Here is a 23,163-nt window from a genome sequence, read left to right on the forward strand (position 1 = left end):
TCCCAGCGGACGGCCGAACCGAGCTTGGTGGATTCGGCCGTCGCTGTGACTGTGTGGGACAGGACCCGTTACCCCGCAGCTTCAGACGTGGCCCGACGCGTGAGCGGCGGTCGCAACCCCAAGTGCTCTCGCAGCGTCGACGTGGAGTACTCGGTGCGGTACGCCCCACGCTCCTGCAGTTCCGGGATCAACCAGTCGACGATCTCGTCGAGCCCGGTCGGCACCAGGTACGGCGAGATGTTGAAGCCGTCCGAAGCTCCGTTGCGCACCCAATGGACCAACTGATCTGCGACCTGCCCCGGAGTGCCCGCAAAACCCGAACGCTGCGAGGTCTCGATGGCGACCTGACGTAGGGACAGATTCTTTGCCTCGGCAAGAGCACGCCATTCACGTGCGATCGCAATGGGGTCGTTGCCGTCCCGCGCGGAACCGCGCGTCTCCGAAACCGGGCGGGCAACCGGATCTTCCTCGGGGAGTGGACCGTCGGGGTCTCGATCGGAAAGGTCCTTACCCCACACCAGTCCGACGAGAGAGAGGGCAGTCTGACCGGTGAACTGGCCTTCGAGGACCCACCTTGCCTTCTCCTCGACTTCGGACTCGTTCTCCGCCAACACGATCTGCGTGCTGGGCAAGATCTTGACGTCGTCCTCCGGTCGCCCGGCTTTACGCAACCGAGCCCGAATGTCGTCGGCGAAGTCGAGCGCGCCGTCGAAATGAGTCCCGTGTCGCGAGAAGATGACGTCGGCATGGGTCGCCGCGAAATCGCGTCCACTCGGGGAATCACCCGCTTGGAAGATGACCGGATGCCCCTGGCGGCTTCGGGGAAGCGTCGGCGTCACGGAGATGTCGAACTGTGAAGTTTGCCTGCGCACGTCGCCGACGGCGCCCGGAGTAGACCAGTTCTCGGACGTGCGAGAATCCGAGATCGCGTCGTCGGCCCACGAATCCCACAGTGCCCGCGCGGTTTCGATGAACTGCCCGGCACGCTCGTAGCGCAGGGAGTGGTCGAGGAAACCACCGCGACGGAAGTTCTCTCCCGTCCACGCGTTGTCGGTGGTCACCGCATTCCAGCCGGCCCGTCCGTCGGAAAGTAGGTCGAGGCCGGAGAGTCGACGCGCAAGGTCGGCCGGTTCGTTGTACGTGGTGTTCTGTGTCGCGACCAACCCGATCTTGTCGGTGATACCGGCGAGGGCGGCCAACTGCGCAATGGCGTCGGGGCGGCCGGCGATATCCAGATCGAGAATCTTGCCGTTCTGTTCACGAAGCCGCAGGCCTTCACCGAGGAAGAAGGCGTCGAACAGACCTCGCTCGGCGGTGAGTACCAACCGCCGAAACGTCTCGAAGTCGATCTGGGATCCGCTCGCGGAATCGGACCAGATGGTGGTGTGGTTGACCCCCTGGAAGAAGACACCGAGGTGAACGTGAGCGTCGGGTCGAGGTACGGCGGAGCGTGATGCAGTCATGGCCGAAATATCCTTAGCGCGAAGTCAAGTCAGGAGGAGTGGGCGAATCGATTTGAGGGCCGCTGCAGACCGAGGTTGCCCCTCAGGGTCGATCCCGGAACCGGGCGTCGCGTCAACCCGGCCTTGGACAGCGTCGGAAGCACGAATTTGGCCAGCACCGGAAGGTCCTCGTCGATCACGAGAGCATGGAAATGAACACCGTCGAGGTGTCCGGCCAATTCCTTCAGAACCACGGCCGCTTCCCCCGGATCTGCAGCCAGGAGCAGTCGGCCGGTGACGACGGCATTCCCGTACGAGTTCAGCTCGGTCCTCCGCTGCGCCGCAGACAGATTCGGCGTATCGAATGCCACATCGACCTCGGCGACCACCAATGACGCGCCCTCATCGCGCGCCTTGGCAGCCGACTGTGCAATGGTCTCCACCGAATCACCGGAAACGAGAACAACATCCGGCTGGCGTGGATCGATTTCGCCGTAGCGGCCGAACACCACCAACTGGCCTTGAGGCGGCCGCGGAACGATTGCCGGCCCCTTCACCGAGAACGTGTCGCCCTCGAAATTGACGTAATGCAGACGATCACGTTCGAGGAAACGCCCACTGAGATAGTCACGAACGACGGCGTCGTCCTCCCACGAGTCCCAGAGATCGGTCACAACGGTGACCGAATCCCGCTGCTCTTGCTGACGCGCCGACTCCGTTGTTACCGGAGCCCTCCCCCACGCCCTCGCCGCGGCATCGTCTTCGACCGGAACAGCAAGCCAGCCGCCACGCCCACGCGAGGAGTAGTTCAACGTCGCCAATTGCGAGGACGTATGAAACGGTTCGGCGTACGTGGTCCCGACGACGGGGACCAGCCCGATCGTGCTGGTTGTCGCCGCCACGTACGACGCCCTCAAGACGGCATCGATGCGGCCGACGACGTCACCACTCGGGGGGAGGATGGAATCGTCGAACGTCGCGAACGTGAAGCCGGCATTCTCGGCAGCCGCGACGCGATCGCGCACGGCTTTGCCCGTGAGCAGCTGGTCCGGGCGGTGTGAGCTTCGGCGCCAGGCAGCGGGGTGAGTGCCCTCGCCGTCCAGTTCGATACCCACGGCAAATACAGTCATGTGTCCTCCATCGGTCCTGGCGGTAGCACCCACACTGCGGTTAGGTAGCGGGTTGCTGCGGCATCATCGAGCCAGGTCTCTCAGCCACTCTGGATGGTGGATGCAATCTATGCGGGCCACGCTGGGCAAGTCAAATCACGCTTGTCGAATCACATTGACCTACAACATATTTCAATACAATCATCCTGATCGAAAGGGTTGCGCAACGCTAGCCGACGTAGACACGAAAGAGCCCCGCCCGACTCGCGTCGGACGGGGCTCTCGGTGTGCGCTGGAACGCTACTTCGCGCCCATCCATGCCTGATCGAACAGCATGATTCCCGTGGCAGTGGGAACGACACCGTGAACATTCTTCTGCCAAGCCCAGAACGACGTCAGCCCGCCGATCGGCGCCGATGGAACCGTCTCGTTCCACAGCGTCTGAATTTTGCCGATGATCGCCAGGGTCGACGAATTGTCCTTGGCCTGTTGTAGATCTGCGATCAGCTGATCCATCGCCGGGTTCGCATATCCAGCAGTATTCGCCATCGAGGTGCTGTTGGTCGTGGAGAACAATCCGAGATCGAGAATCGACTCGTACATTCCGATGCCCGCGTGCGCGAGGTCGAAATCGTGCTTGACGTAGACGTTCTGCACGATGTCGCCGGCGTTGTTGGCCAAGATCAAGTTCACCTCGAACCCGACGGCCTGCAACAGTGACTGCACGGCGAGGCCGATCGCGTGGTCCTTCGGCTCACTGAGAACGACGTAGTCGAGGCTGCCGTCGTACCCGTCTGCCTTTGCCTGATTCAGAAGTTCCTTCGACTTTTCGGGGTCGTAGGCAATACCCGGTGTGTCTACATGCCATTGAGACGTCGGACCGAACAACTCCGAGCCCGGCAGTCCCTCACCGTTTTCCACTCGCTGATCGATCAACGTGGTGTCGAGCGCGTAGCCGATAGCCTGACGGACGCGAACATCCGAGCCCGGTCGGCCCTCACGGTTGTTGATAATCTCGGCACTACCGGCATTGAGCACGTCGATGTAGCCGGGGTAGCCAGCGGACTTGGCGGAATTGATCGCCGACGTGAGGCCGCGAATGTAGGCGACATCGAGCTGACCGCTGTTCAATGATTCGAGATTGGCCTGCGGACCGTTGAGCGCAACCATCCGCAACTTGTCCAGCTTGGGGGCGCCGCCGTAGTAGGACGGGTTGGCCTTGAAGATTCGCTCGACGCTCGGTGTGAAGACATCTTCGGTGAAGGGTCCGGCTCCGACGGCGGTGAACTTGTCGCCCTGCTGCGAACTCGGGGCGACGATCATCCCGTGCCCGAGAGCGAGCATCGACGGAAAACGCATCCACGGCGTCTTCAGCTTGAATTCCACTGTCGTCGGACCGCTTGCCTGCGCCGATTCCACCGAAGCCAGCCACAGTTCGGCGCCATTGCCCTTGCCCGCGTTGTACCGATCGATGCTCGCGATCACGGCGTTGGCGTCGAGGGTGGTGCCGTCACTGAACTTCACACCGTCGCGAAGTTTCAGCGTCCAGGTGGCTCCGTCGTCAGCTGTCTCGAGCGATTGAGCCAACTTGGGCTCGAACTCGCCGCTCGCAGTGTCGTAACTCATCAGGACGTCGTACACAGCAGCGAAGGCCTCACCGCCGGAACCGCCGCGCGCGGCCGTCTTCGTCGGGTCGAGTGAGGGAACGAGCACCTGTACGCCGTACGTCATGGTCCCGCCGGCCACCGCAGTTCCCGGATCGGGCTGCTCGTTGACCATGCCGGTCACGACGTCCGCCGACGCGGTCGTCGTATCGGTCCCGCTGTCGTCACCGTTGCTCGCGCAGCCCACCAACAGAACCCCGGTGCCGAACAATGCGACGGCGACCCGGCTGACTTTCCCGATGCGCCAAGATCTCGAGTGCGACACGGAGATTCCACCTCACTTTCAGTAGACGCAGCCACGGATCGGCCGCAATCGGCTAATAGTGATGTCCTCTGTGGAGTGACGCCCAGCACGTTCCCGGTGACCGGAAACATTCACGGAGACAAAGGATGCGCATAACTGAGATGATCGGGCCGAGTGGTTGACGGCGACTGACATCCGAACACGAAAAAGCTCCAACCTTATGTTCGAAGAACATGAGATTGGAGCTTGTCGATAAGAATTATGGTGGCCAGGGCCGGGATCGAACCGGCGACCTTCCGCTTTTCAGGCGGACGCTCGTACCAACTGAGCTACCTGGCCGGACGGCACCCGAACCGAATGCCTATCGCATTGCTTTGTTCTCAACCGATTGATTGAGAACAAAGCTTTGCGACCCTGACGGGACTCGAACCCGCGACCTCCGCCGTGACAGGGCGGCGCGCTAACCAACTGCGCTACAGGGCCTTGCTTTTTCCTTGCTGTGAAACCGTACTACATCTTCGAGCCGCTCCCAAACCACTGTCCTGGCCTGGCATTTGTGCATCTCAAAGCGTGTCGTGCGGGTCAAACCATACTGCATCGTTTCGCTTTCGCAAAACGTACCCCCTACGGGATTCGAACCCGCGCTACCGCCTTGAAAGGGCGGCGTCCTAGGCCGCTAGACGAAGGGGGCCCGCCGGATCTCTCCGAACTAGTACCCCAACGGCGTTCCGTTGGGAGCTTGGATAGCTTATGGCACGGCATTCGGAAATCACAAATCGCCTGTTCACGGGCAGAAAAGTGCACTATTCAGTGTCAGGGAACTCGACTTGGGGCCACCCGTCACGATGGAACGTCTCCAACCACTGCGGCGTAGCCATGGCTTCGAGGACTACTTCGAGAGACTCCTCGAACCACTCGCCCAGATCTCCACTGGAGGCAATCAGGTCTGCCATGTACCGCTGACCGGCAAGGCTCGCTGCCAGTACACGCGTGAATTTGTCCGGGTCGGCGTCCTCTCGGAGCAAACCGTCGTCCTTGGCACGCAATGCCAACTCATAGGCGGTCTTTCCCCAGACCTGCCCACCACCGGACTGCACATCCTTGTAGAACTCGGGCTCGATGATCAGCCGGAATTCCGCCTGCACGATTACCTCGGCACGGAAGACCTCGGCAATGTCGAGCACGAGACCGTGCAAAGCGACGAATGGATCGAGGTCTGTTCTCTTGGCCCAACGATCAGTAATTCCAGTGAAGGTTTCGATAGCCGAGGTCAGAACCGCTCGCGCCAACTCTTCCTTGGACTGGAAATGGAAATACATGGCGCCTTTGGTGGCGCGGGAGCCCTCGAGGATCGTGTTCACCGACGCAGCTGCATAGCCGCGCTTGGCGAATTCGACTGCAGCCGCTTCGACCAGGGCGGCGCGGGTACGCCGCGCACGCTCTTGTTGACGTGCCATTTACGGTGTTGTGCCTCTCGCAGAGTTGGTACGCAGAGCCGCCGTGATCGGCGCCTGTCATCCCCCGAAACTTCACAATATCCCCTCCAACACACCCTACGTAAGGACTAGAGCCATACCCGCCAAAAGTACTAGACGCAATCGGCTGTTCAGGGGACAAGAACCGACTTTATGCCCAAAAGACACCAAGTGGTATGGTTTTGGCCGCTCGGGTGCGCCGCAGGGGGTGCGCATCCGAGCTTTTTCGTGCCCGAGATTCTGATAATTCGACCTCGCAGACGGAACTGCTTCGCCGACCGATGGACAGCAGTCCCAAGGTTTTAAACAACTAGTGCAATTGTTTATTCCCCCTTTTCCGTCGAAACCGTACTGGCAGCATCGAAACAACACAGTTAGACTGTCTAAATGAACGATGGAGAGGGTCGCAGCAAGGTTCGAGACGAGATCGACGTACTTTGGGACGATCTGGGTGCCTTCGTCCGACGTCTACGCACCAAACGCAACGACCACAAGCTCACGCCGAGCCAGATCCAGGCCCTCGGCCACCTCGACCGACAAGGTCCGTCGACCGCCAAAGAGTTGGCAAAATTCGAGCGCGTCACACCGCAATCAATCGCAAAGACCGTGGCCGCGCTCGAAGAACAGGGCATGGTGACGCGAAGGGCGGATCCATCGGACGGCCGCGCGGTCTTGGTCACGATGACCGAACTCGGCACATCGACCCTTCACGAAGACCGAACGAAACGAACAGAGTGGCTGGCTGAGGTCATCGAAGCCGAGTGCACCGACGCCGAGCGTGACTTGCTTCTGATCGCCGGCCGAATCCTGCGCAGACTAGGCCAGGGCGAGTCCCCAGCATCGACATCGATATCAGAGGAGTCACTGATGAACTCGTGACCACCGTCGTCGAAACGCCGACCCCCCAAGCTCCCGTTCCACTGAAACTGAGTCTTGCTCTCGGCTCCGGAACCGTTCTTCAAGCGCTGAACTCGTCGATGATTGCCGTGGCAATCGTCCCGATCGCCACATACTTCGGTTCCAGTTCAGGCACAGCGTGGGTCATCTCGGCCCTCTACATCGCGACTGCGGTCACGGCGCCGGCGGCTGGTCGACTCGGATCGATCCTCGGCGCCAAACGCGTCTACCTCGCCGGATTGGGCCTGATCGCTGCCGGATCGATCCTCGGCTCGCTCGCCCCGTCGCTGGGCTGGCTGATCGCCGCACGAGTCCTGCTCGGAATCGGCACGGCGACACAGTATCCGAACGCGATGACCGTCATCCGCGAATACGCTGACCGCCACCGGACTCAAACCCGTTCAGCTATAGCAACACTCACCATTTGCGCTCAATCGGTCGTCGCGCTGGGGCCCACTCTCGGCGGGTTGTTGGTCGGCGCACTCGGTTGGCAATCGATCATGTGGGTGAACCTCCCACTTGTCGTCGTCACTGCCGTATGGGTCTTCTTCGCCGCCCCGAGCGACTCCGCCCTGCCCGACCGGGCCGGCGCCGCTGCGTTGTTCAAGTCTCTCGACCCACTCGGTATCACCCTGTTTCTGGCTCTGACGACATCGACGATGCTTTTTCTCCTCTCTCTCGCCGAGCACGCGAAGTGGTACCTCGTGTCATCGACGGCCCTCTTCGCGTTCCTGTTCGTCTGGTGGGAACGTCGAACGGCCTCGGCGTTCATCGACGTCCGCGCCGTCGCTCGAAACCGCGCACTGAGCATGACTCTCGGCCGGACGCTTCTGACGTACACGGCGTTCTACTGCATCTTCTTCGGGCTCCCCCAGTGGCTGCAGGTAGCCCGCGGAATGTCACCGATCAGCGCCGGACTCTTCATGCTGCCTGTCGCTGCGGTCGGGATCTTCGCGACCATGTCCGCGTCCAGGGTGTACGGGAAATTCGGCGCACGGATCACCCTCCTGATCGGCACCGCCGCGTTGGCTGTCGGCGGGATTCTGATTGCCTTTGTCGAATCGAGTTCGACTCCCCTAGTGGCACTCCTGCTGATAGCGGCGATCCTGGGCATCCCCAACGGCTTCAACAACATGGGAAACCAGAACCTGATCAACTCGGTGACCACCTCCGCCGACGTCGGAACTGCGATCGGTCTGTACCGAACAATCCAGTACATCGGCGCCAACCTTGCGGCCGTCGTCATCGAGCTGACCATGCGCGGAACCATCGACGACGCGGGTCTGCATCGCACGGGCGGGACCATCGCCGTCATCGGAATCGCCCTTCTGGTGGGGGTGGTGTTTTCACGGACTCTGCGGTCCCGTTAGACTCTGCGCCGCGCCCCTATAGCTCAGTTGGTAGAGCTACGGACTTTTAATCCGCAGGTCGTAGGTTCGAGTCCTACTGGGGGCACAAACACAGACCCGGCGCCTCATTCAGAGGCGCCGGGTCTTGTGCATTCGTGCCACATCGATTCGTGCCACATGAATGCAACAGCAGGTCATCGAAGCAGGAACTCGAGGGTCACGCGCTCGAATGCCTCCTTGGCTTCGATCATCACCCAGTGCCCGCAGTTCGGAAATACATGCAGTTCGGCGTTCGGAATCAGTCGCATCGGAATCATCGGCATGTCCGGTGGACACTGCCGATCATCGAGCCCCCATGTCAGCAAGGTCGGGCATTGCACCTTGTGCATCATCGACCAGTACGGCGGCACATCCGAGTTGGACATCATCTGCTGCTGAGCGGCAAAGGCTTTGGATCCGTACATCGCGGTCAATGCCTGGTGCGAGGCCGGATCGTTGGCCGTTTGCCATCGTTCCTCGATCCGCTCCTCGGTGATCACGGATCTGTCGTAAACCATGCACTCGAGCCAGCGAACCAACTTCTCACGGCTGGGAGCGTCGGCGAATTCCTGGAGGAGACGCGTACCTTCGCTCGGGTTCTGACTGAAGATGTTCGGGCCCACGCCTCCGATGGTGACCAATCTGCGGACGCGGTCAGGGAACCTCATCGCGACGTTGACCCCGACAACTCCGCCCATCGAATTGCCGATCATCGCAGCGGATTCGATTCCCAGCGCATCCATGAATCGAACCACCGCCGAGGTTGCCGTGAGAACTGGATGACCGTCGACGGCATCGCTCACGCCGAACCCCGGGAACTCCAGGAGGTAGCAGTGGAAGTGCTTTGCGAACACCTCGAGGTTCCCCCGGTAATTCCGCCATCCACTCACGCCGATCCCGGAGCCGTGCAACAGGATCAACGGCGGACCATCGCCCGCCTCGTGATAGCGCAAAGTCCCCCTGTCGGTAGCGACTTCGCGTTTGGTCCCTTCGTAAGTCACGTCCATACCGCAAGATTAGAACGTGTTACAGATTTGCGACGGCTGATTGCGGAACTTCGCAATCACTGTCAGAAGCATCCCCCGCTGCCTCGACGCCCACTGCGATTCGTGGACTTCTGCTCGCTCGGTTTCGACTTCCCCGTCCCGGCCTTCACACACCGGTTGGGGCGCCGCACCTGCTCGAAGTGCCCGGCGCTCACCACATGACCGGCCACGCTGACCTTGACCGGCGCATCCGCGCGGGCGGTTCCGACTTGCGCCGATCCCAACGTCACGGCGCAAGCAGCCACAACGACCAGCGCTACCTTCTTCGAGATCTTCATATGCACGGCCACTTCGACACGGGTCCACTCCAGATGCTGAACAGGTGCGCGCACCGAAGGAACACGCTCGGCGTCGACGATATTCAGTCAGGGTGGCCGGCCGCGATCCTTTTGCTCACCAGCATCTGAACAGTCGACGACAAAAGTTTTGGCGGCACGTCAACATCCCGAGGGCGTCAACGAGCCGACGCCCAACGTACGCACCATTACTGAGAAATCCGTAAATCCGGGCAACCACACAGCGACGGGCGTGGACGTTCGCGTTTGGACTCGCTACGCCACAATCAAACGCCGAACCGCCTCGACTGCCGCCTCCCGACGTCGAGGGATGGAACGAGACGACTTGAGCGCGAGCATCCGGGCGATATCCGTGATCAGCAGGATCAACTCCGTGGGATTCCACGCGGGGTCGATGTGTCCCTCGAGCTGCCCCTTGCGGATCTCCGCAACTTTAGGCCGGAAGGTCTTGCTTCGTATGTCGTCCTCACTCATGACGTCCGGCGCTTCGAGATCCGCCCATTGCTGCAATCGGGCGTTCTCGGGATGGGCAACGTAGTTGTCGAAGAGGCGACCTGCATAGCCCGGCAAGTCGTCACCTCGAAGTGCTGTCTCCGCTGTTGTTTCGGACGTCCACTGTTCGGTCACGGCAGCGAACAACTCTTCCTTGCTTGCGAAGTACGCATAGAGACGGTCTTTGCTGGCACGCGCTTGCGCGGCGATCCGATTGATCCGCGCGCCGGCCAGCCCGTACGTGGCAAATTCGTCCTTTGCGGCCGCCAGAATGCGGTCCCTCGTAGCTTCCCCTGCTGAGCGCATGTTCACAGCCTAGAACGAATCGGCCGTTGCCGAACCATCCGGTTCGGCGTAGCGTGCAGAGTTGACGAACAATTTGGTTCGCGAACAAGTCGTGCCACTTACCGTCGACTCGAGGAGAGACATGAATCTCAACGAAGCCCGAACTGCTTTCGCCCGGCTCCGTGCAGCGGAAAATGGTGTATCACCAGCAGAACTCGACGAAGTGTGGGCCGCGCTGGAAACCGTCGCCGCTGAAGAAATCCTCGGTGAGTGGAAAGGTGACGACTTCGCCACCGGTCATCGTCTGCACGAAAAGCTGTCCGCGAGCCGCTGGTACGGCAAGACTTTCAATTCCGTCGAGGATGCCAAGCCGTTGATCTGCCGAGACGAAGACGGAAATCTCTATTCCGACGTCAAGAGCGGCAATGGCGAGGCAAGTCTGTGGAACATCGAGTTTCGTGGTGAAGTGACCGCGACCATGGTCTACGACGGCGCGCCGATTTTCGACCACTTCAAGAAAGTCGACGATTCGACGCTCATGGGCATCATGAACGGAAAGTCGGCGTTGGTCCTCGACGGCGGGCAGCACTACTACTTCCTGCTCGAGCGAGCGTGATTCGCGCCGAACAGAATTCGAGATCCTCCATGCAGATGACAGCGGCGCTCTCACACGGCCCGCACTCCCCCTTCACGCTCGACACCGTCGAGATCGACGACCCCCGCGCAGACGAGATCCTGGTTCGCATCGTCGCGACCGGCCTGTGCCACACAGATCTGTTCACGAAGTCGGCGCTACCGGAAAGACTCGGCCCCTGCGTGTTCGGGCACGAAGGGGCGGGGGTGGTCGAGGCCGTCGGCTCGTCGATCGACAGCATTGCGCCCGGTGATCACGTGTTGCTGAGCTACCGCAGTTGCGGTGTGTGCAGGCAGTGTCTCAGCGGCCATCGGGCGTACTGCGAAAGCTCACACGGGCTCAACAGCTCTGGCGCACGCACCGACGGCTCGACGCCGATCCGGCGAGACGGAACCCCGCTACGGTCCGCCTTCTTCGGCCAGTCCAGCTTCGCGGAATACGTCATCGCCTCTGCCGACAACACCGTCGTCGTCGATCCTGCGGTGGACCTGACCGTCGCAGCTCCGCTCGGCTGCGGGTTTCAAACCGGCGCCGGCGCGGTACTGAATCTGCTTCGCCCCGAGCCCGACTCGACGTTTGTCGTTTTCGGGGCAGGCAGCGTCGGACTCGCAGCGCTGCTGGCGGCGAGGGCTGCCGGCGTTTCCACCCTGGTCGCCGTGGACCCCGTTGCGCAGCGGCGCGCACTCGCCGAGGAATTCGGCGCCGTCACTGTCGATCCCTCGAATGAAGATGTGATCGACGCGGTCCACGCCGCCACCGACGGAGGTTCGACGCATTCCCTCGACACCACCGGAATCGGCTCCGTGATCAATCAAGCCGTCACATCACTTCGAGCACGGGGAACACTGGCGGTAGTCGGACTCGGAGCATCCACGGTCGAGGTGAACATGGCCGACATCATGCTGAGCGGAAAGACAATTCGAGGATGCATCGAAGGAGAGTCGGAAGTCTCGACGTTCATCCCCGAACTCGTCGAACTCTTCACTGGTGGCCGGTTTCCGATCGACCGCTTGGTGACGCGCTACGCATTCGCCGACATCAACAAAGCCGTCGAAGATCAAGCGTCGGGGCGCGTCATCAAACCCGTTCTCGTGTGGTGAGGGGCGAAATGTCTCATTCGTCGACCCGACGGAATTCGCCCTAGACTGCGCTCCTGCACTAGACGTCGGAGCAAGGTGGGGACGATGACAGAACACACCAGTACAGGCGCGGGCCACGGCCGGGCCGTAATGCCGATCATCCGGATGCGCGCACGCAGCCGCGACGAGGACCATCGAGCATCGACGCCACTCGAACTGTTCTTCGACCTGTGTTTCGTGGTTGCAGCCGCACAGGCCGGAGTTCAACTGGTGCATGCTGTCGCCGAGGGCCACTACGCCGACGGCATCGCCGGCTATATGTTCGTCTTCTTCGCGCTGTGGTGGGCGTGGGTGAACTTCACCTGGTTCGCGTCTGCCTACGACACGGACGACGTCCCCTACCGGGTCGCGACCTTCGTACAGATTTGTGGCGTGCTCGTCTTCGCCGCCGGAATCCCCGACGCATTCGACGGAACCGACCGTACGACGGCCATCGTCGGCTACCTCATCATGCGAATTGCGCTCACCTGCCAATGGCTTCGAGCCGCCAGCGGTGAATCCGGTGCAGCGCGAACGACTGCTCTGCAATATGCCGCCGGGCTCGTGATCGTCCAGGCCGGCTGGATCGTGCTGCTCCTGATGCCGGCGTCGGCGTGGATACCCGGCTTCTTCGTTCTCATGATCGCCGAACTCGCGGTGCCGGCGATCGCCGAACGCAACCACCAGACGCCGTGGCACCCGCATCACATCGCCGAACGCTACGGCCTCTTCACCATCATCATGCTCGGCGAAACCATTGCTGCCGCCACCATCGCGGTCCAATCCGGCATCCGGGATTTCGACGCCGCCGACCTACTGATTCCGATTGCTGTCGGCGGAGTTCTGATCGTGTTCTCCGCGTTGTGGATCTACTTCGCCGTCCCGATCCACGAGTACCTCGCAGACCAGGGCAATCGCGCCGTCCTGTTGTGGGGATACGGGCACTACTTCGTATTCGGATCCGCTGCGGCCATCGGCGCCGGCATCGAAGTAGCCGTCGAGGAAGCAGTTGGCGAGGCGCACATTTCGACGTTCGCAGCATCTGCCGCGGTCACGATCCCCGCCGCGATGTTCCTGATCTTCGTGTGGCTCATGCACTCACGACATTTCAAGCGCGACAGGATCGAGCAGGCTGTTCTACCAGTGAGCGCAATCCTGGTTCTCGCCTGCACATTTGCCGGACACTGGGCTGTCCCGCTCGCCGGACTGGTGGCGGCGGGAACCGTCGGAGTCGGTGTCGGCCTGAGTACTCGGTCGAAGAGCTGACTCAGATTTCCGGAGCCGGTGCCTCGCCCTTGCTCTGCGGCTCGTGCTGCTTGAGCTCACCGCGCATCTTGTCGAGATCCTTGCCACGCTTCTTGTACATGTAGCCGAGCGCGACAAGTCCAAGGAACAACGCAACGCCCAGGACGGCACCGACAACGGATGCTCCGCGGAATCCGGGGCCGTCGACGTCGAGGATCCGCTCGCCCGCATGCGCAGCGTTGTTGTTGCCGAGAACAACTGTCAGAGAGAGCAGATTCGGCAGCGCGAAGATCACACCCAACGCGAGAGCCGTGATCTGCATGATTCGAGCATGCTTGCGCTTGCGCACCTGCCAGACCGCCCGGAAGAAGATGAGCGGGACCAGGGTGCACACGAGACCGAACAGCAGCCCCCACGCGATTCCGGCGCTGAAACTGCCGTTCGCCAACGACGCAATGCGCTGCGCCCACCAACGCGGAAGGAAGGCGGCAAGGATGAAGTAAGCGATGACCAGGACCACCGCCATCACTGCGATCCCGATGGCCTTCTTCGCCCACGGCGGCATGCCCGGTTTTGCGGTGGCCGGTGAAGTTTCCGGTGTCGTCATGACAATTCCTCGTCTAGTCGGCGTCTGTACTGACGAATCTATCCGTTACGGGCGTTCCTCATCCGCATCGAGAACGATCCGGGCAAGCCGCTTCGGCGCAACGAGGGTGAACGAGGTGTAGATCCACTCCTCCAGTCGCGACCATTTCTCCTCGGAAACGTCGGTGCCGATGTCGAGTGCAACCCACCCGTGTCGACCGAGTCCGTAGCCCGCAGCACTTGCGCCTGGTTCGGTGGCCACCACCGCTTCGGCTTCCTCCTTGCTCAGCTTGACGGTCAGGGAGGTGGCTTCGAGGTTGCAGAACACGAAGTTCTTGCCGCGGACCCGGAACGTCGGGTGGCCGTCCCACGCTTCGATGTCGACGCGCTCCGCTTCCGGCAGCGACAGCGAGATCTCTTCGAGTCGACGCATGTTGTCGGGCATGGAGACGATTCTGCACGCTCGATACCGAGCTTGACACCCGCGACACAGCTAGGCTCGGCGACGACCGCGTCACCGAACTCCGAACACAGGGAGACTGGCATGCGCACGTTAGTTCATCTCGTTCTGCTCATTTGTGGAATCGCCGTTGCCGTCGGCTCGTTCATGTACGTGCTTGCCGGGGTCAAACCCGACAACGTTCGCCTCGAGGACCTGCGGGACGGCTTTCCGGCAGGGTGGGCAATCGAGCAACTCGGCGATCAGTCCGTGACCTTCTACCGGTCGATGGCGATACTTCTGCTCGCCGCCGCCGTATTGATTCTGATCGCCGCTTTGTTCGGTTCTCGTATCGCAGCGTGGATCGGAATTATCGTGGGATTGGGGACTCTTGGCACGTTCTACTACCGCGTGAACGATCAGTTCGACAATGTCATCAGGGAAAACTACTCCACGATCCTGACAAATCAGACAGGATTCATCTTGACGGCCGGCGGACTGATTCTCGCTCTCCTAGCGTGCCTGGTCCCCCGCGAGAAGACCCGAGCCTGACCGCTCGGCAACCGGAGGGTTACCGTCGACGCCGACATTCACTAGTGTCTGCAACAGCCGGGTACTGACGAGTAGTACCCCAGAAGAGGTAGGGCATCAATGGCATCGCTTGACGACCTTCTATCCCAGATCCCCATCGACCAGATCGCGCAGCAACTCGGCGTCGACCAGGCAACTGCCGAATCGGCGGTCAAGACTGCACTTCCGACCCTCGTCGGTGGCCTCGGCGCCAACGCGCAGGATCCCGCCGGCGCAGCCTCGCTGGAAAGCGCGTTGCAGTCTCACGCCGACACCAGCCTTCTCGACGACGGCGTCGACATCAGCAAAGTCGACACCGCTGACGGTCAGAAGATCGTCTCGAACATCTTCGGCGGCAACACCGATCAGGTCGCCAGCGCACTCGGCGGTGTCGGTGGCGGCGGTGGAAACGATCTGGTGAAGCAGTTGCTGCCGATCCTCGCTCCCATCGTCCTGGCCTACCTCGCCAAGCAGTTCACCGGTGGCGGAGCCGGCGCGCAGACCCAGGCCTCCGGTGGCGGCGGACTCGGGGATCTCCTCGGCGGAATTCTCGGCGGCGGCGGCAATTCCGGCGGCGGCATCGGCGGAGCACTCGGCGGAATCTTGGGCGGATCCGGGGGCGGCGGCCTCGGAGACCTGCTCGGCGGCCTCCTCGGCGGCGGCAAGAAGTAATACGCTCGACAGATTCGCGCTGCGGCGATCCCGTTCGGGATCGCCGCAGTGCTCGGTTCAGTCAACCGTCGAAGATCGAAACATCCTCAGTGACAAGGCAAACGCAACCAACAGCAGCGCGCCCACAAAAGCACTGACCCCACCCCAACCGCCACCCGCGTATGCAAGACCCGCGAGGGCGCCCGCCACGGACGAACCCGCGTAGTAGGCAAACAGATACAACGCCGACGCCTCGGCCCGGTGATCGGTAGCGATCAGCCCCACCCAACCGCTGGCCACCGAATGTGCGGCGAAGAATCCTCCGGTGAAGAGCAGCATCCCCACGAGCGTCAACGCCAGGTTGTCCGGAACGGTCAGTGCCAGGCCGATACCGATGACGACAACCGACCCGAGCAGCACGCTGCGCCTACCCAGTCGGTCAGAGGCCCCGCCGGCTACCGCCGAGGTGAAAGTTCCGGCAAGGTAGAAAAGGAACACCAGGCCCACAAGCGCTTCAGGAAGGCCGAAAGGTGCTGCCGTGAGCCGAAACCCGAGGAAGTTGTAAATCGACACGAAGCCGCCCATCAGGATGAATCCCAAAGCGAAGAGTGTTCGCAGCGACGGGTTCGCAAGGTGGCGTCGTAGATTCGACGCGATCGTGCGCGCCGATATCGGTTGCGGGCGAAAGAACTTCGACGCGGGAAGCCGCCGGATCATGTTGAGCGCGAACAATGCCGACAGCGCGGACGCAGTCAACAGCGCCCAACGCCACGTACTGAAATCGACGACGGCCGACGGCACGAGCCGTCCGATCAGCCCACCGATCGTCGTGCCGGCGACGTACCTTCCCATCGCTGCACCGAGGTCCTTCCGATCGACCTCCTCGGCCAGATAGGCCATCGCCACCGCCGGGACACCGGCCAGAGCCAATCCTTGTGCTGCGCGTCCGACCAGCAGAACCTCGATCGTCGGACTCAGCGGCAGAAGTAAACCGATCACACAGGACGCCGACGCCGACGCGATCATCACCCGCGTGCGACCGAAGCGCTCGGAGAGCGCACTGGCCGGAATGATTGCCAACGCCAACATGCCCGTCGTCGCCGAGACGGACAGCGCAGACACCGCAGGCGAGACGTGGAAGTCTTCGGCGAACGCAGGCAGCAACGCCTGTGCCGCGTACATCGAGATGAACGTCGACAGCCCGGCCGCGAACAACGCAACGGTCACGGTTCGATATCCCGATGTTCCGCGGCGAAGCGGCATCACTTCGGATTCGATCACATTCTCGACAGTCACCACGTACCTCCAGGCATCACTTACCTCCGGCAAGAATCCTCCCGCCCAGACTCGGCAAAAGAAAATGCATAAACTTGGTGTTCTATATGCTCTGGAGGTATATAGATTGGGTTCGTGATGCTGACCGAAGACCTCGAATGGTTTGTCGTGCTCGCCGAAACCCAACAGGTGACCGCTACCGCGGATCTGACTCACCTGTCGCAGCCGACCCTTTCGCGCAAACTCGCTCGCCTCGAACGACAGATCGGCGTGACACTCTTCGACCGTCAGGGACGCCGACTCGAACTGAACCGGTACGGCGAGATCCTCTATCGACATGCTCGCATCGCACTGCGTGCCCTCGACGCCGCGCAGACCGAAATCCAGTCGCTGGCGAGCCCCGAGAGCGGCACGGTCCGACTCGACTTCCTCCACTCGTTCGGCACCTGGTTGGTGCCGCACATGCTGCGCGGATACCGCGTCGAGTATCCCGGAGTGCGATTCGAACTGCATCAGGACAGCGCGCAGTTCCTGGTCGACAGAATCGCCGCCGGCACGTCCGACCTGGCCGTCGTCTCGCCTCAGCCGCGCGATCCGCAGGTGGCGTGGATGCAGATCGCCCAGCAGTCACTGGCATTGGCTGTTCCGGCTGATCATCGCTTTGCGAAGTTGCATTCGGTCGAGCTTGCGGACGCGGCCGACGAACCGTTCATCGGTATGCATCCGAACTTCGGGATGCGAAGAATTCTCGATGAACTGTGCGCGGCCGCAGGATTCACTCCGAATTTCGTCTTCGAGAGCAGCGAGCTGGCAACGGTCGGCGGACTGGTCTCCGCGTCCTTCGGTGTCTCGGTCATGCCGGTTCAGGATCCACCGATCTGGGCCGAAGGAGTCGTCTATGTACCGATCGAAGGAGCACAGCGAAAAATAGGGCTGATCTGGTCGAAGAGTCGCAAGCTGTCCGATCCCGCCCGGACGTTCCGCGACTACGTCGAAAGAACGACTTGGTAGTGAAAGTGCCCCCGGATAACTACGGATCGGTAACATCCCTCGAGGGGAGCAATTTTCATGCCATTCTTTTCAAACCTACGGTGCCGTAGGCTGGGGCGAAGTCGCGCATTCACTCAACATGGAGGCAAGAAATGACGAGGATTCTGACGCAGCTGGAGCTGCTACAAGAGCTGCAGCCGGTTGCCGAGGAGAACGTCAACCGCCACATCTCCATGGCCAAGGAATGGCATCCACACGACTACGTTCCGTGGGACGAGGGCCGTAACTTCGCAGCCATGGGCGGCGAAGACTGGAGTCTCGAACAGTCACAACTCGGCGAGGTAGCTCGCGCCGCGATGATCACCAACCTGCTCACCGAGGACAACCTGCCGTCGTACCACCGTGAGATCGCCGAGAACTTTTCGCAGGACGGTGCCTGGGGAACGTGGGTCGGCCGGTGGACCGCCGAGGAGAACCGCCACGGCATCGTGATGCGTGACTACCTCGTCGTCACGCGCGCAGTCGACCCCGTCGAGCTCGAGCGCTTCCGCATGGAACACATGACAAACGGTTACAGCGCACCCATCGACGAGGGCGACGCCGGCCTGCTGCACTCGGTCGCCTACGTGACCTTCCAGGAACTCGCGACGCGCGTCAGCCACCGCAACACCGGCAAGGCCTGCGACGAGCCGATTGCCGACAAGATGCTTCAGCGCATCGCCGCCGACGAGAACCTGCACATGATTTTCTACCGCAACATCTGCGCCGCCGCGCTCGATCTTGCTCCCGATCAGGCGCTCAAGGCTGTGGCGAACATCGTCCAGAACTTCCAGATGCCCGGTGCCGGCATGCCGAACTTCCGCCGCAACGGCGCCCTCATGGCCAAGCACGGCATCTACGACCTTCGCCAGCACCTCGACGAGGTCGTCTGGCCTGTCCTGCGTAAGTGGAACATCTTCGAGCGCAACGATTTCAGCGCCGAAGGCGAGAACACGCGCGAAGAGTTGGCGGCCTTCCTCGAGACACTCGCCGCCAACGCGACGAAGTTCGAGGAACAGCGCGATCGCATGCTCGCACGCGAAGCCGCCAAGCGCGAACAGCAGGCTTCTTAGTTTCACCAGCTATTCTGTGCCCGGTACCGGATTCGGTACCGGGCACTTCCAATTGTCACAAGTATTTGTTCAGAGGTAGACATGTCATCCCTTCGTATCGGTTCACTCGAGCTGCACAGCCCCGTGGTCCTCGCACCCATGGCGGGCGTCACCAACGTCGCCTTCCGCACGCTGTGCCGTGAACTCGAACTCGAACGTGCAGGCAGCACGTCCGGGCTCTACGTCTGCGAGATGGTCACCGCCCGCGCGCTCGTCGAACGCCAACCCGCCACGATGCACATGACCACGTTCGGTCCGACCGAAACGCCCAGGTCGCTGCAGCTGTACACCGTCGACCCGGATACGACTTACGCCGCGGCCAAGATGATCGTCGACGAGAACATGGCCGATCACATCGACATGAACTTCGGCTGCCCGGTACCCAAGGTGACCCGCAAGGGCGGTGGATCGGCGCTACCGTACAAGCGTCGACTGTTCGGTCAGATCGTCGCGGCAGCCGTGCGCGCCACCGAAGGCACCGACATTCCGGTCACCGTCAAGATGCGCGTCGGCATCGACCCCGAACATCACACGCACCTCGACGCCGGCCGGATCGCCGCAGCTGAAGGCGCCGCTGCCGTCGCACTTCACGCACGTACCGCGTCGCAGCGCTACTCCGGCACTGCTGACTGGAACGAGATCACGCGCCTCAAGGAACACGTCACCGACGTGCCGATCCTCGGCAACGGCGACATCTTCGACGCCTCGGATGCTGCCCGCATGATGAACGAGACCGGCTGCGACGGCGTCGTCGTCGGACGCGGCTGCCTCGGACGGCCATGGCTGTTCGCGGAACTCAGCGCAGCTCTCAACGGACAACAGATCGCCACGCCGCCGACGCTCGGCGAAGTCACCAAGATCATCGCCCGTCACGCCCAACTGCTCGCCGCACATCACGGTGAAATGAAGGGTCTGCGCGAACTTCGCAAGCACGTCTCCTGGTACATGCGTGGGTTCCCGGTCGGATCGGATCTGCGGGTCTCGATGGCTCTGGTCAGCACGTTGTCCGAACTGGACGATCTGCTCGGACAGCTCGACCACGACGTCCCGTTCCCCAAGGACGCCGAAGGCCCGCGCGGACGCCAAGGCTCACCCGGTCAGGTAGCACTCCCGGAAGGTTGGCTCGACGATCCCGAAGACGACCTTGTGCCGGTGGGAGCTGACATGATGCACTCTGGTGGCTAGCGAAAACACGCCGTCGGATTACTCACATCACTTTCTGAGTGAAGCACTCAGGATTCACCAGTAATATGGCTCCAGCTTCGTCGACAACCGGTTGACGCCGGCATCTGAATGACGAGTTACTGACAGTCGACGACGGGACAGGTTGCATCGGTGGGTGATGATCACGATTCGGGCCCACCTCCGCCCGAGAGCCGCGCCCCCTGGGAACGTCCGCTCGCAGACAAGCGCTTCCGCAACGCCCGACCGGACCAACCGGCAACGCCCCAGCGCCCTGCCACACCCCAGCGACCAACACCGCAACCACCCAGTCCCCCGGAGCGTCGCAGCAGTGGACGTACCGGGCGACGGGACTCGCCTCCGACCGACGACTCTGTTTCGGTCGCCGAGTTGGTCCGTCGGGTAGGCGACAAGAAGCCGCCACCAGCCCCGGCTACGCCGCCCAAGCCGGCGCCGAACAAATCCGTACCACCCAAGACTCAATCTTCAGCAGCGTCGTCGCCGCCCCCCGCCCGGCCGATTCCCGCCCGTCCGACCGTTCCGCCCGCCGCTGCGGACTGGATCACCGAAGAACATCCCGTCACCTCCGCAGTGCCGCGGGTAGTCGGTGACACCGGCGCCACTCGTCTGGCGCAAAGCAAGATTCGCCGCCGCCATCGCGCAAAAGTGATCGGCCGATCGGCAGTAGCGTTCCTGGCCGTCATGTCTCTCGCATTGACCGGCGTCGTGTGGGGCTATCTGCGCTCGGTCGAAGGCGGATTCGATCAGATTGCGGCACTCGACACCGAGTCCGACGACATCATCGACGCCGGTGGTCAACTCGGCGACGAGACGTACCTGATCATCGGCACCGATACCCGCGCCGGTGCGAGCGGTGAGATCGGCGCCGGAACCGTCGAAGACGCCGAAGGCGCCCGAGCCGACACGGTCATGCTGGTGAACATTCCCGCGGACCGAAGCCGCGTCGTCGCCGTCTCCTTCCCGCGTGACCTCGACGTCGAACGTCCGATCTGTCAGGGATGGGACAACGACGCCGGCAAGTACACCAGCGAAACCTTCCCGGCAGCGAGCGGCGACAAACTCAATGCGACATACGCACTCGGTGGCCCCAAATGCCTGGTCAAGGTCATCCAGAAGATGTCCGGCCTGAAAATCGGGCACTTCGTCGGAATGGACTTCGCCGGTTTCGAGCGCATGGTCGACACCGTCGGCGGTGTGAACGTCTGCTCCCCCGGACCGATCGAAGACGGCATCCTCGGAACCGTCCTCGCCTCCGGCGGCACGCAGATGCTCGACGGCCGTACCGCCCTCAACTACGTGCGTGCTCGCCACGTCGAAGCCGAGGGCAACGGCGACTACGGGCGCATCACCCGCCAGCAGAAGTTCCTGTCGGCGCTGCTCCGCTCGGCCCTGTCCAACCAGGTCCTCCTGAATCCGAGCAAGCTCAACGGATTCATCAACGCCTTCACCAGCGACACGTTCGTCGAAAACATCGACACCAAGTCACTGGTCACCCTCGGTCGCTCGCTCCAGAACGTCGACGCAGGCGCGGTCACGTTCTTGACGGTCCCCACGGACGGCACCAACGACTGGGGCAACGAGATTCCTCGCACGGACGAGATCAAGTCCCTCTTCCAGGCGATCATCGACGACGATCCGCTTCCGGGTGAAGAGCGCGAGGACACCACACCGTCGTCGACCAGTTCCACGACAACCGCTCCTACGTCCAGCACGCCGCCGGCCGCCACTTCCGTCGAGGCAATGAGCGCCTACAACATCTCGGTCGACGTCTCCAACGCCTCGGGAATCGCCGGGCAGGCCGCGACAATCGCCGACAGCCTCGCGGCCTACGGTTTCCAGATCTCCACAGTCGGTAACTTCAGCGCAGCCACCGGCCTGGCGAATGCCCAAGCGTCGACCACCGTCGTGCGCTACGCCGCAGGTTACGAGGCTGAAGCGGTGACCGTCGCGTCGTCGATTCCCGGCGCGGTTCTGGTTCTCGCTCCGAGCATGGGAGACATGATCGAGGTCGTCGTCGGAAGCAATTTCGCCGGCACCGTCGTCGCCCCCGCGGACCCGGGAACCATCCTGGCGGCAAATCCGACGTCGGTCGACACCAGCACCTCGACGGCTCTGCCCGCCGACATCGCCAGCGTCAACGCCGGCGACACCACCTGCGACTGACACGCGTTCATTCACCTTGCGTTCACCTGGTGCTTGTGACTTGGTCTTTCACGGCACGTAGGCTCTGACCTCATGCGCGTGGCTTACAACGAACAGATGACCGAGCTTGCAGACACGCTCGGCGAGATGGCAGGACTGGCAGGTGCCGCTATGGAGCGCGCCACCCAGTCCCTGCTCCAGGCAGACCTGTCCCTGGCAGAACAAGTAATCGGCGAACACGACAAGATCACCGAACTCAGCACCATCTGCGAGGAGCGCGCGTTTGCGTTGCTCGCCTTGCAGGCTCCCGTTGCCGGAGATCTGCGCTCGGTGGTCAGCGGAATCCAGATCGTCGCCGACATCGACCGCATGGGCGCACTCGCCCTGCACGTCGCCAAGATCGCGCGCCGCCGACATCCCAACCACGTGCTTCCTGAAGAGGTCAACGGCTACTTCGCCGAGATGGGACGCATCGCTGTCTCCATCGGTGCGGCCGCCAAGGTCGTCCTCGAGACCCGCGACCCCGAGCGCGCTGCCCGTCTGCGCGAAGAAGACGAAGCGATGGACGACCTCCACCGCCACCTCTTCACCGTCCTCATGGACCGTGAGTGGAAGCACGGCGTTGCCGCCGCAGTCGACGTCACGCTGCTCGGCCGCTTCTACGAGCGATTCGCCGACCACGCCGTCGAGGTCGGCCGACGTGTCATCTTCCTGGTGACCGGCAAGCTGCCCGAAGAGCCCGAAACCACCGAGAAGGTCGACAACCTCACCTCGTACCCGGATCTCTGAACCCAACCGTCCACGTGAGTAAAAGGCGGCCGC

General features: G+C 62.2%; 22 protein-coding genes, 4 tRNA genes and 1 riboswitch. Of the genes, 13 read left to right on the forward strand and 13 right to left on the reverse strand.

Features of this window, described 5'->3' with window-relative positions; translation table 11 throughout:
* Positions 1-68 precede the first annotated feature (68 nt).
* From ATN38_RS06255 to ATN38_RS06285, 7 genes are all read right to left on the reverse strand, one after another.
* Positions 69-1,463, reverse strand: coding sequence for an NtaA/DmoA family FMN-dependent monooxygenase (locus tag ATN38_RS06255; RefSeq protein WP_007733887.1), 1,395 nt, complete (start codon positions 1,461-1,463; stop codon positions 69-71).
* Positions 1,464-1,492: 29 nt separating this feature from the next.
* On the reverse strand, positions 1,493-2,572 hold the full coding sequence (locus ATN38_RS06260; protein WP_218747725.1) for an LLM class flavin-dependent oxidoreductase: 1,080 nt from the start codon (positions 2,570-2,572) through the stop codon (positions 1,493-1,495).
* A gap of 4 nt (positions 2,573-2,576) precedes the next feature.
* Positions 2,577-2,672: riboswitch (SAM riboswitch) on the reverse strand.
* Between the two features lie 179 nt (positions 2,673-2,851).
* Entirely contained in the window at positions 2,852-4,480 is a 1,629-nt protein-coding gene (locus ATN38_RS06265; RefSeq protein WP_142006241.1) for an ABC transporter substrate-binding protein, read from the reverse strand.
* Positions 4,481-4,721: 241 nt separating this feature from the next.
* Positions 4,722-4,798 (reverse strand) — tRNA-Phe (locus tag ATN38_RS06270).
* A gap of 70 nt (positions 4,799-4,868) precedes the next feature.
* A tRNA-Asp gene (locus ATN38_RS06275) sits at positions 4,869-4,942 on the reverse strand.
* 135 nt (positions 4,943-5,077) lie between these two features.
* Positions 5,078-5,150: transfer RNA gene (locus ATN38_RS06280), tRNA-Glu, on the reverse strand.
* Positions 5,151-5,262: 112 nt separating this feature from the next.
* Positions 5,263-5,916: a TetR/AcrR family transcriptional regulator gene (locus ATN38_RS06285; protein ID WP_003940323.1), complete on the reverse strand. Its 654-nt coding sequence runs from the start codon at positions 5,914-5,916 to the stop codon at positions 5,263-5,265.
* Between the two features lie 405 nt (positions 5,917-6,321).
* Here ATN38_RS06285 and ATN38_RS06290 point away from each other — a divergent pair, with 405 nt between their 5' ends.
* From ATN38_RS06290 to ATN38_RS06300, 3 genes are all read left to right on the forward strand, one after another.
* Positions 6,322-6,813, forward strand: a complete 492-nt coding sequence (locus tag ATN38_RS06290) for a MarR family winged helix-turn-helix transcriptional regulator (protein ID WP_218747726.1) — start codon at positions 6,322-6,324, stop codon at positions 6,811-6,813.
* Complete coding sequence (locus tag ATN38_RS06295) at positions 6,810-8,201, forward strand: MFS transporter (protein WP_218747727.1); 1,392 nt, start codon at positions 6,810-6,812, stop codon at positions 8,199-8,201. The genes ATN38_RS06290 and ATN38_RS06295 overlap by 4 nt, the downstream gene beginning before the upstream one ends.
* Positions 8,202-8,213: 12 nt before the next feature.
* A tRNA-Lys gene (locus ATN38_RS06300) sits at positions 8,214-8,286 on the forward strand.
* Between the two features lie 88 nt (positions 8,287-8,374).
* On the opposite strand, the gene ATN38_RS06305 is transcribed toward ATN38_RS06300, so the two are convergent.
* The 3 genes from ATN38_RS06305 to ATN38_RS06315 all read right to left on the reverse strand — a co-directional run bounded on the left by ATN38_RS06305 (position 8,375) and on the right by ATN38_RS06315 (position 10,359).
* Positions 8,375-9,226, reverse strand: a complete 852-nt coding sequence (locus ATN38_RS06305; protein WP_030535259.1) for an alpha/beta fold hydrolase — start codon at positions 9,224-9,226, stop codon at positions 8,375-8,377.
* Between the two features lie 62 nt (positions 9,227-9,288).
* Positions 9,289-9,597 (reverse strand): hypothetical protein, encoded by a 309-nt coding sequence (locus ATN38_RS06310; protein WP_143173070.1) that lies wholly within the window; start codon positions 9,595-9,597, stop codon positions 9,289-9,291.
* A gap of 219 nt (positions 9,598-9,816) precedes the next feature.
* Positions 9,817-10,359: a TetR/AcrR family transcriptional regulator gene (locus ATN38_RS06315; protein ID WP_030535258.1), complete on the reverse strand. Its 543-nt coding sequence runs from the start codon at positions 10,357-10,359 to the stop codon at positions 9,817-9,819.
* A 121-nt stretch (positions 10,360-10,480) separates the two neighbouring features.
* Here ATN38_RS06315 and ATN38_RS06320 point away from each other — a divergent pair, with 121 nt between their 5' ends.
* The 3 genes from ATN38_RS06320 to ATN38_RS06330 all read left to right on the forward strand — a co-directional run bounded on the left by ATN38_RS06320 (position 10,481) and on the right by ATN38_RS06330 (position 13,356).
* Positions 10,481-10,954 carry a DUF4334 domain-containing protein gene (locus tag ATN38_RS06320; protein WP_003940331.1) on the forward strand — a complete coding sequence of 158 codons (474 nt, stop codon included), beginning with the start codon at positions 10,481-10,483 and terminating at the stop codon, positions 10,952-10,954.
* A gap of 29 nt (positions 10,955-10,983) precedes the next feature.
* Positions 10,984-12,072, forward strand: a complete 1,089-nt coding sequence (locus ATN38_RS06325; RefSeq protein WP_003940364.1) for an NAD(P)-dependent alcohol dehydrogenase — start codon at positions 10,984-10,986, stop codon at positions 12,070-12,072.
* Between the two features lie 84 nt (positions 12,073-12,156).
* The gene (locus tag ATN38_RS06330; protein ID WP_075834255.1) at positions 12,157-13,356 is read left to right on the forward strand and encodes a low temperature requirement protein A; all 1,200 of its coding nucleotides are present in this window, start codon (positions 12,157-12,159) and stop codon (positions 13,354-13,356) included.
* A gap of 1 nt (position 13,357) precedes the next feature.
* Here the strand turns inward: ATN38_RS06330 and ATN38_RS06335 are convergent, their stop codons facing one another.
* Positions 13,358-13,942 carry a hypothetical protein gene (locus ATN38_RS06335; protein ID WP_003940111.1) on the reverse strand — a complete coding sequence of 195 codons (585 nt, stop codon included), beginning with the start codon at positions 13,940-13,942 and terminating at the stop codon, positions 13,358-13,360.
* 45 nt (positions 13,943-13,987) lie between these two features.
* Positions 13,988-14,365 carry an MmcQ/YjbR family DNA-binding protein gene (locus ATN38_RS06340; protein WP_003939952.1) on the reverse strand — a complete coding sequence of 126 codons (378 nt, stop codon included), beginning with the start codon at positions 14,363-14,365 and terminating at the stop codon, positions 13,988-13,990.
* A gap of 99 nt (positions 14,366-14,464) precedes the next feature.
* On the opposite strand from ATN38_RS06340, the gene ATN38_RS06345 reads away from it, so the two are divergent.
* Together ATN38_RS06345 and ATN38_RS06350 are read left to right on the forward strand one after the other, a co-directional pair.
* Entirely contained in the window at positions 14,465-14,911 is a 447-nt protein-coding gene (locus tag ATN38_RS06345) for a hypothetical protein (RefSeq protein ID WP_003939955.1), read from the forward strand.
* Positions 14,912-15,010: 99 nt separating this feature from the next.
* On the forward strand, positions 15,011-15,601 hold the full coding sequence (locus ATN38_RS06350) for a DUF937 domain-containing protein (protein ID WP_003940105.1): 591 nt from the start codon (positions 15,011-15,013) through the stop codon (positions 15,599-15,601).
* 57 nt (positions 15,602-15,658) lie between these two features.
* Here ATN38_RS06350 and ATN38_RS06355 read toward each other — a convergent pair whose 3' ends face one another.
* Positions 15,659-16,843 carry an MFS transporter gene (locus ATN38_RS06355; protein ID WP_218748013.1) on the reverse strand — a complete coding sequence of 395 codons (1,185 nt, stop codon included), beginning with the start codon at positions 16,841-16,843 and terminating at the stop codon, positions 15,659-15,661.
* 147 nt (positions 16,844-16,990) lie between these two features.
* Here ATN38_RS06355 and ATN38_RS06360 point away from each other — a divergent pair, with 147 nt between their 5' ends.
* From ATN38_RS06360 to phoU, 5 genes are all read left to right on the forward strand, one after another.
* Positions 16,991-17,866 (forward strand): LysR family transcriptional regulator, encoded by an 876-nt coding sequence (locus tag ATN38_RS06360; protein ID WP_080726688.1) that lies wholly within the window; start codon positions 16,991-16,993, stop codon positions 17,864-17,866.
* Positions 17,867-17,997: 131 nt separating this feature from the next.
* Positions 17,998-18,957, forward strand: coding sequence for an acyl-ACP desaturase (locus tag ATN38_RS06365; protein WP_003940492.1), 960 nt, complete (start codon positions 17,998-18,000; stop codon positions 18,955-18,957).
* Positions 18,958-19,038: 81 nt separating this feature from the next.
* Positions 19,039-20,181 carry a tRNA dihydrouridine synthase DusB gene (gene dusB, locus ATN38_RS06370; protein ID WP_003939756.1) on the forward strand — a complete coding sequence of 381 codons (1,143 nt, stop codon included), beginning with the start codon at positions 19,039-19,041 and terminating at the stop codon, positions 20,179-20,181.
* Between the two features lie 150 nt (positions 20,182-20,331).
* Positions 20,332-22,362, forward strand: a complete 2,031-nt coding sequence (locus ATN38_RS06375) for an LCP family protein (protein ID WP_042451384.1) — start codon at positions 20,332-20,334, stop codon at positions 22,360-22,362.
* A gap of 72 nt (positions 22,363-22,434) precedes the next feature.
* Positions 22,435-23,130 carry a phosphate signaling complex protein PhoU gene (phoU, locus tag ATN38_RS06380; RefSeq protein WP_003940130.1) on the forward strand — a complete coding sequence of 232 codons (696 nt, stop codon included), beginning with the start codon at positions 22,435-22,437 and terminating at the stop codon, positions 23,128-23,130.
* Positions 23,131-23,163: the final 33 nt, after the last annotated feature.

The sequence above is a fragment of the Rhodococcus sp. FH8 genome (genome assembly GCF_019266085.1).
Lineage (GTDB): Bacteria > Actinomycetota > Actinomycetes > Mycobacteriales > Mycobacteriaceae > Rhodococcus_F > Rhodococcus_F qingshengii.

Bases quoted from the DNA above. Each gene is read 5' to 3' on its own strand.
- ATN38_RS06345 (WP_003939955.1), top strand. From the start codon at position 14,465: ATGCGCACGTTAGTTCATCTCGTTCTGCTCATTTGTGGAATCGCCGTT.
- ATN38_RS06290 (WP_218747726.1), top strand. From the start codon at position 6,322: ATGAACGATGGAGAGGGTCGCAGCAAGGTTCGAGACGAGATCGACGTA.
- ATN38_RS06285 (WP_003940323.1), bottom strand. From the start codon at position 5,916: ATGGCACGTCAACAAGAGCGTGCGCGGCGTACCCGCGCCGCCCTGGTC.
- ATN38_RS06315 (WP_030535258.1), bottom strand. From the start codon at position 10,359: ATGCGCTCAGCAGGGGAAGCTACGAGGGACCGCATTCTGGCGGCCGCA.
- ATN38_RS06350 (WP_003940105.1), top strand. From the start codon at position 15,011: ATGGCATCGCTTGACGACCTTCTATCCCAGATCCCCATCGACCAGATC.
- dusB (WP_003939756.1), top strand. From the start codon at position 19,039: ATGTCATCCCTTCGTATCGGTTCACTCGAGCTGCACAGCCCCGTGGTC.
- ATN38_RS06320 (WP_003940331.1), top strand. From the start codon at position 10,481: ATGAATCTCAACGAAGCCCGAACTGCTTTCGCCCGGCTCCGTGCAGCG.
- ATN38_RS06355 (WP_218748013.1), bottom strand. From the start codon at position 16,843: ATGCCGCTTCGCCGCGGAACATCGGGATATCGAACCGTGACCGTTGCG.
- ATN38_RS06330 (WP_075834255.1), top strand. From the start codon at position 12,157: ATGACAGAACACACCAGTACAGGCGCGGGCCACGGCCGGGCCGTAATG.
- ATN38_RS06325 (WP_003940364.1), top strand. From the start codon at position 10,984: ATGCAGATGACAGCGGCGCTCTCACACGGCCCGCACTCCCCCTTCACG.
- phoU (WP_003940130.1), top strand. From the start codon at position 22,435: ATGCGCGTGGCTTACAACGAACAGATGACCGAGCTTGCAGACACGCTC.
- ATN38_RS06340 (WP_003939952.1), bottom strand. From the start codon at position 14,365: ATGCCCGACAACATGCGTCGACTCGAAGAGATCTCGCTGTCGCTGCCG.
- ATN38_RS06365 (WP_003940492.1), top strand. From the start codon at position 17,998: ATGACGAGGATTCTGACGCAGCTGGAGCTGCTACAAGAGCTGCAGCCG.
- ATN38_RS06335 (WP_003940111.1), bottom strand. From the start codon at position 13,942: ATGACGACACCGGAAACTTCACCGGCCACCGCAAAACCGGGCATGCCG.
- ATN38_RS06260 (WP_218747725.1), bottom strand. From the start codon at position 2,572: ATGACTGTATTTGCCGTGGGTATCGAACTGGACGGCGAGGGCACTCAC.
- ATN38_RS06255 (WP_007733887.1), bottom strand. From the start codon at position 1,463: ATGACTGCATCACGCTCCGCCGTACCTCGACCCGACGCTCACGTTCAC.
- ATN38_RS06305 (WP_030535259.1), bottom strand. From the start codon at position 9,226: ATGGACGTGACTTACGAAGGGACCAAACGCGAAGTCGCTACCGACAGG.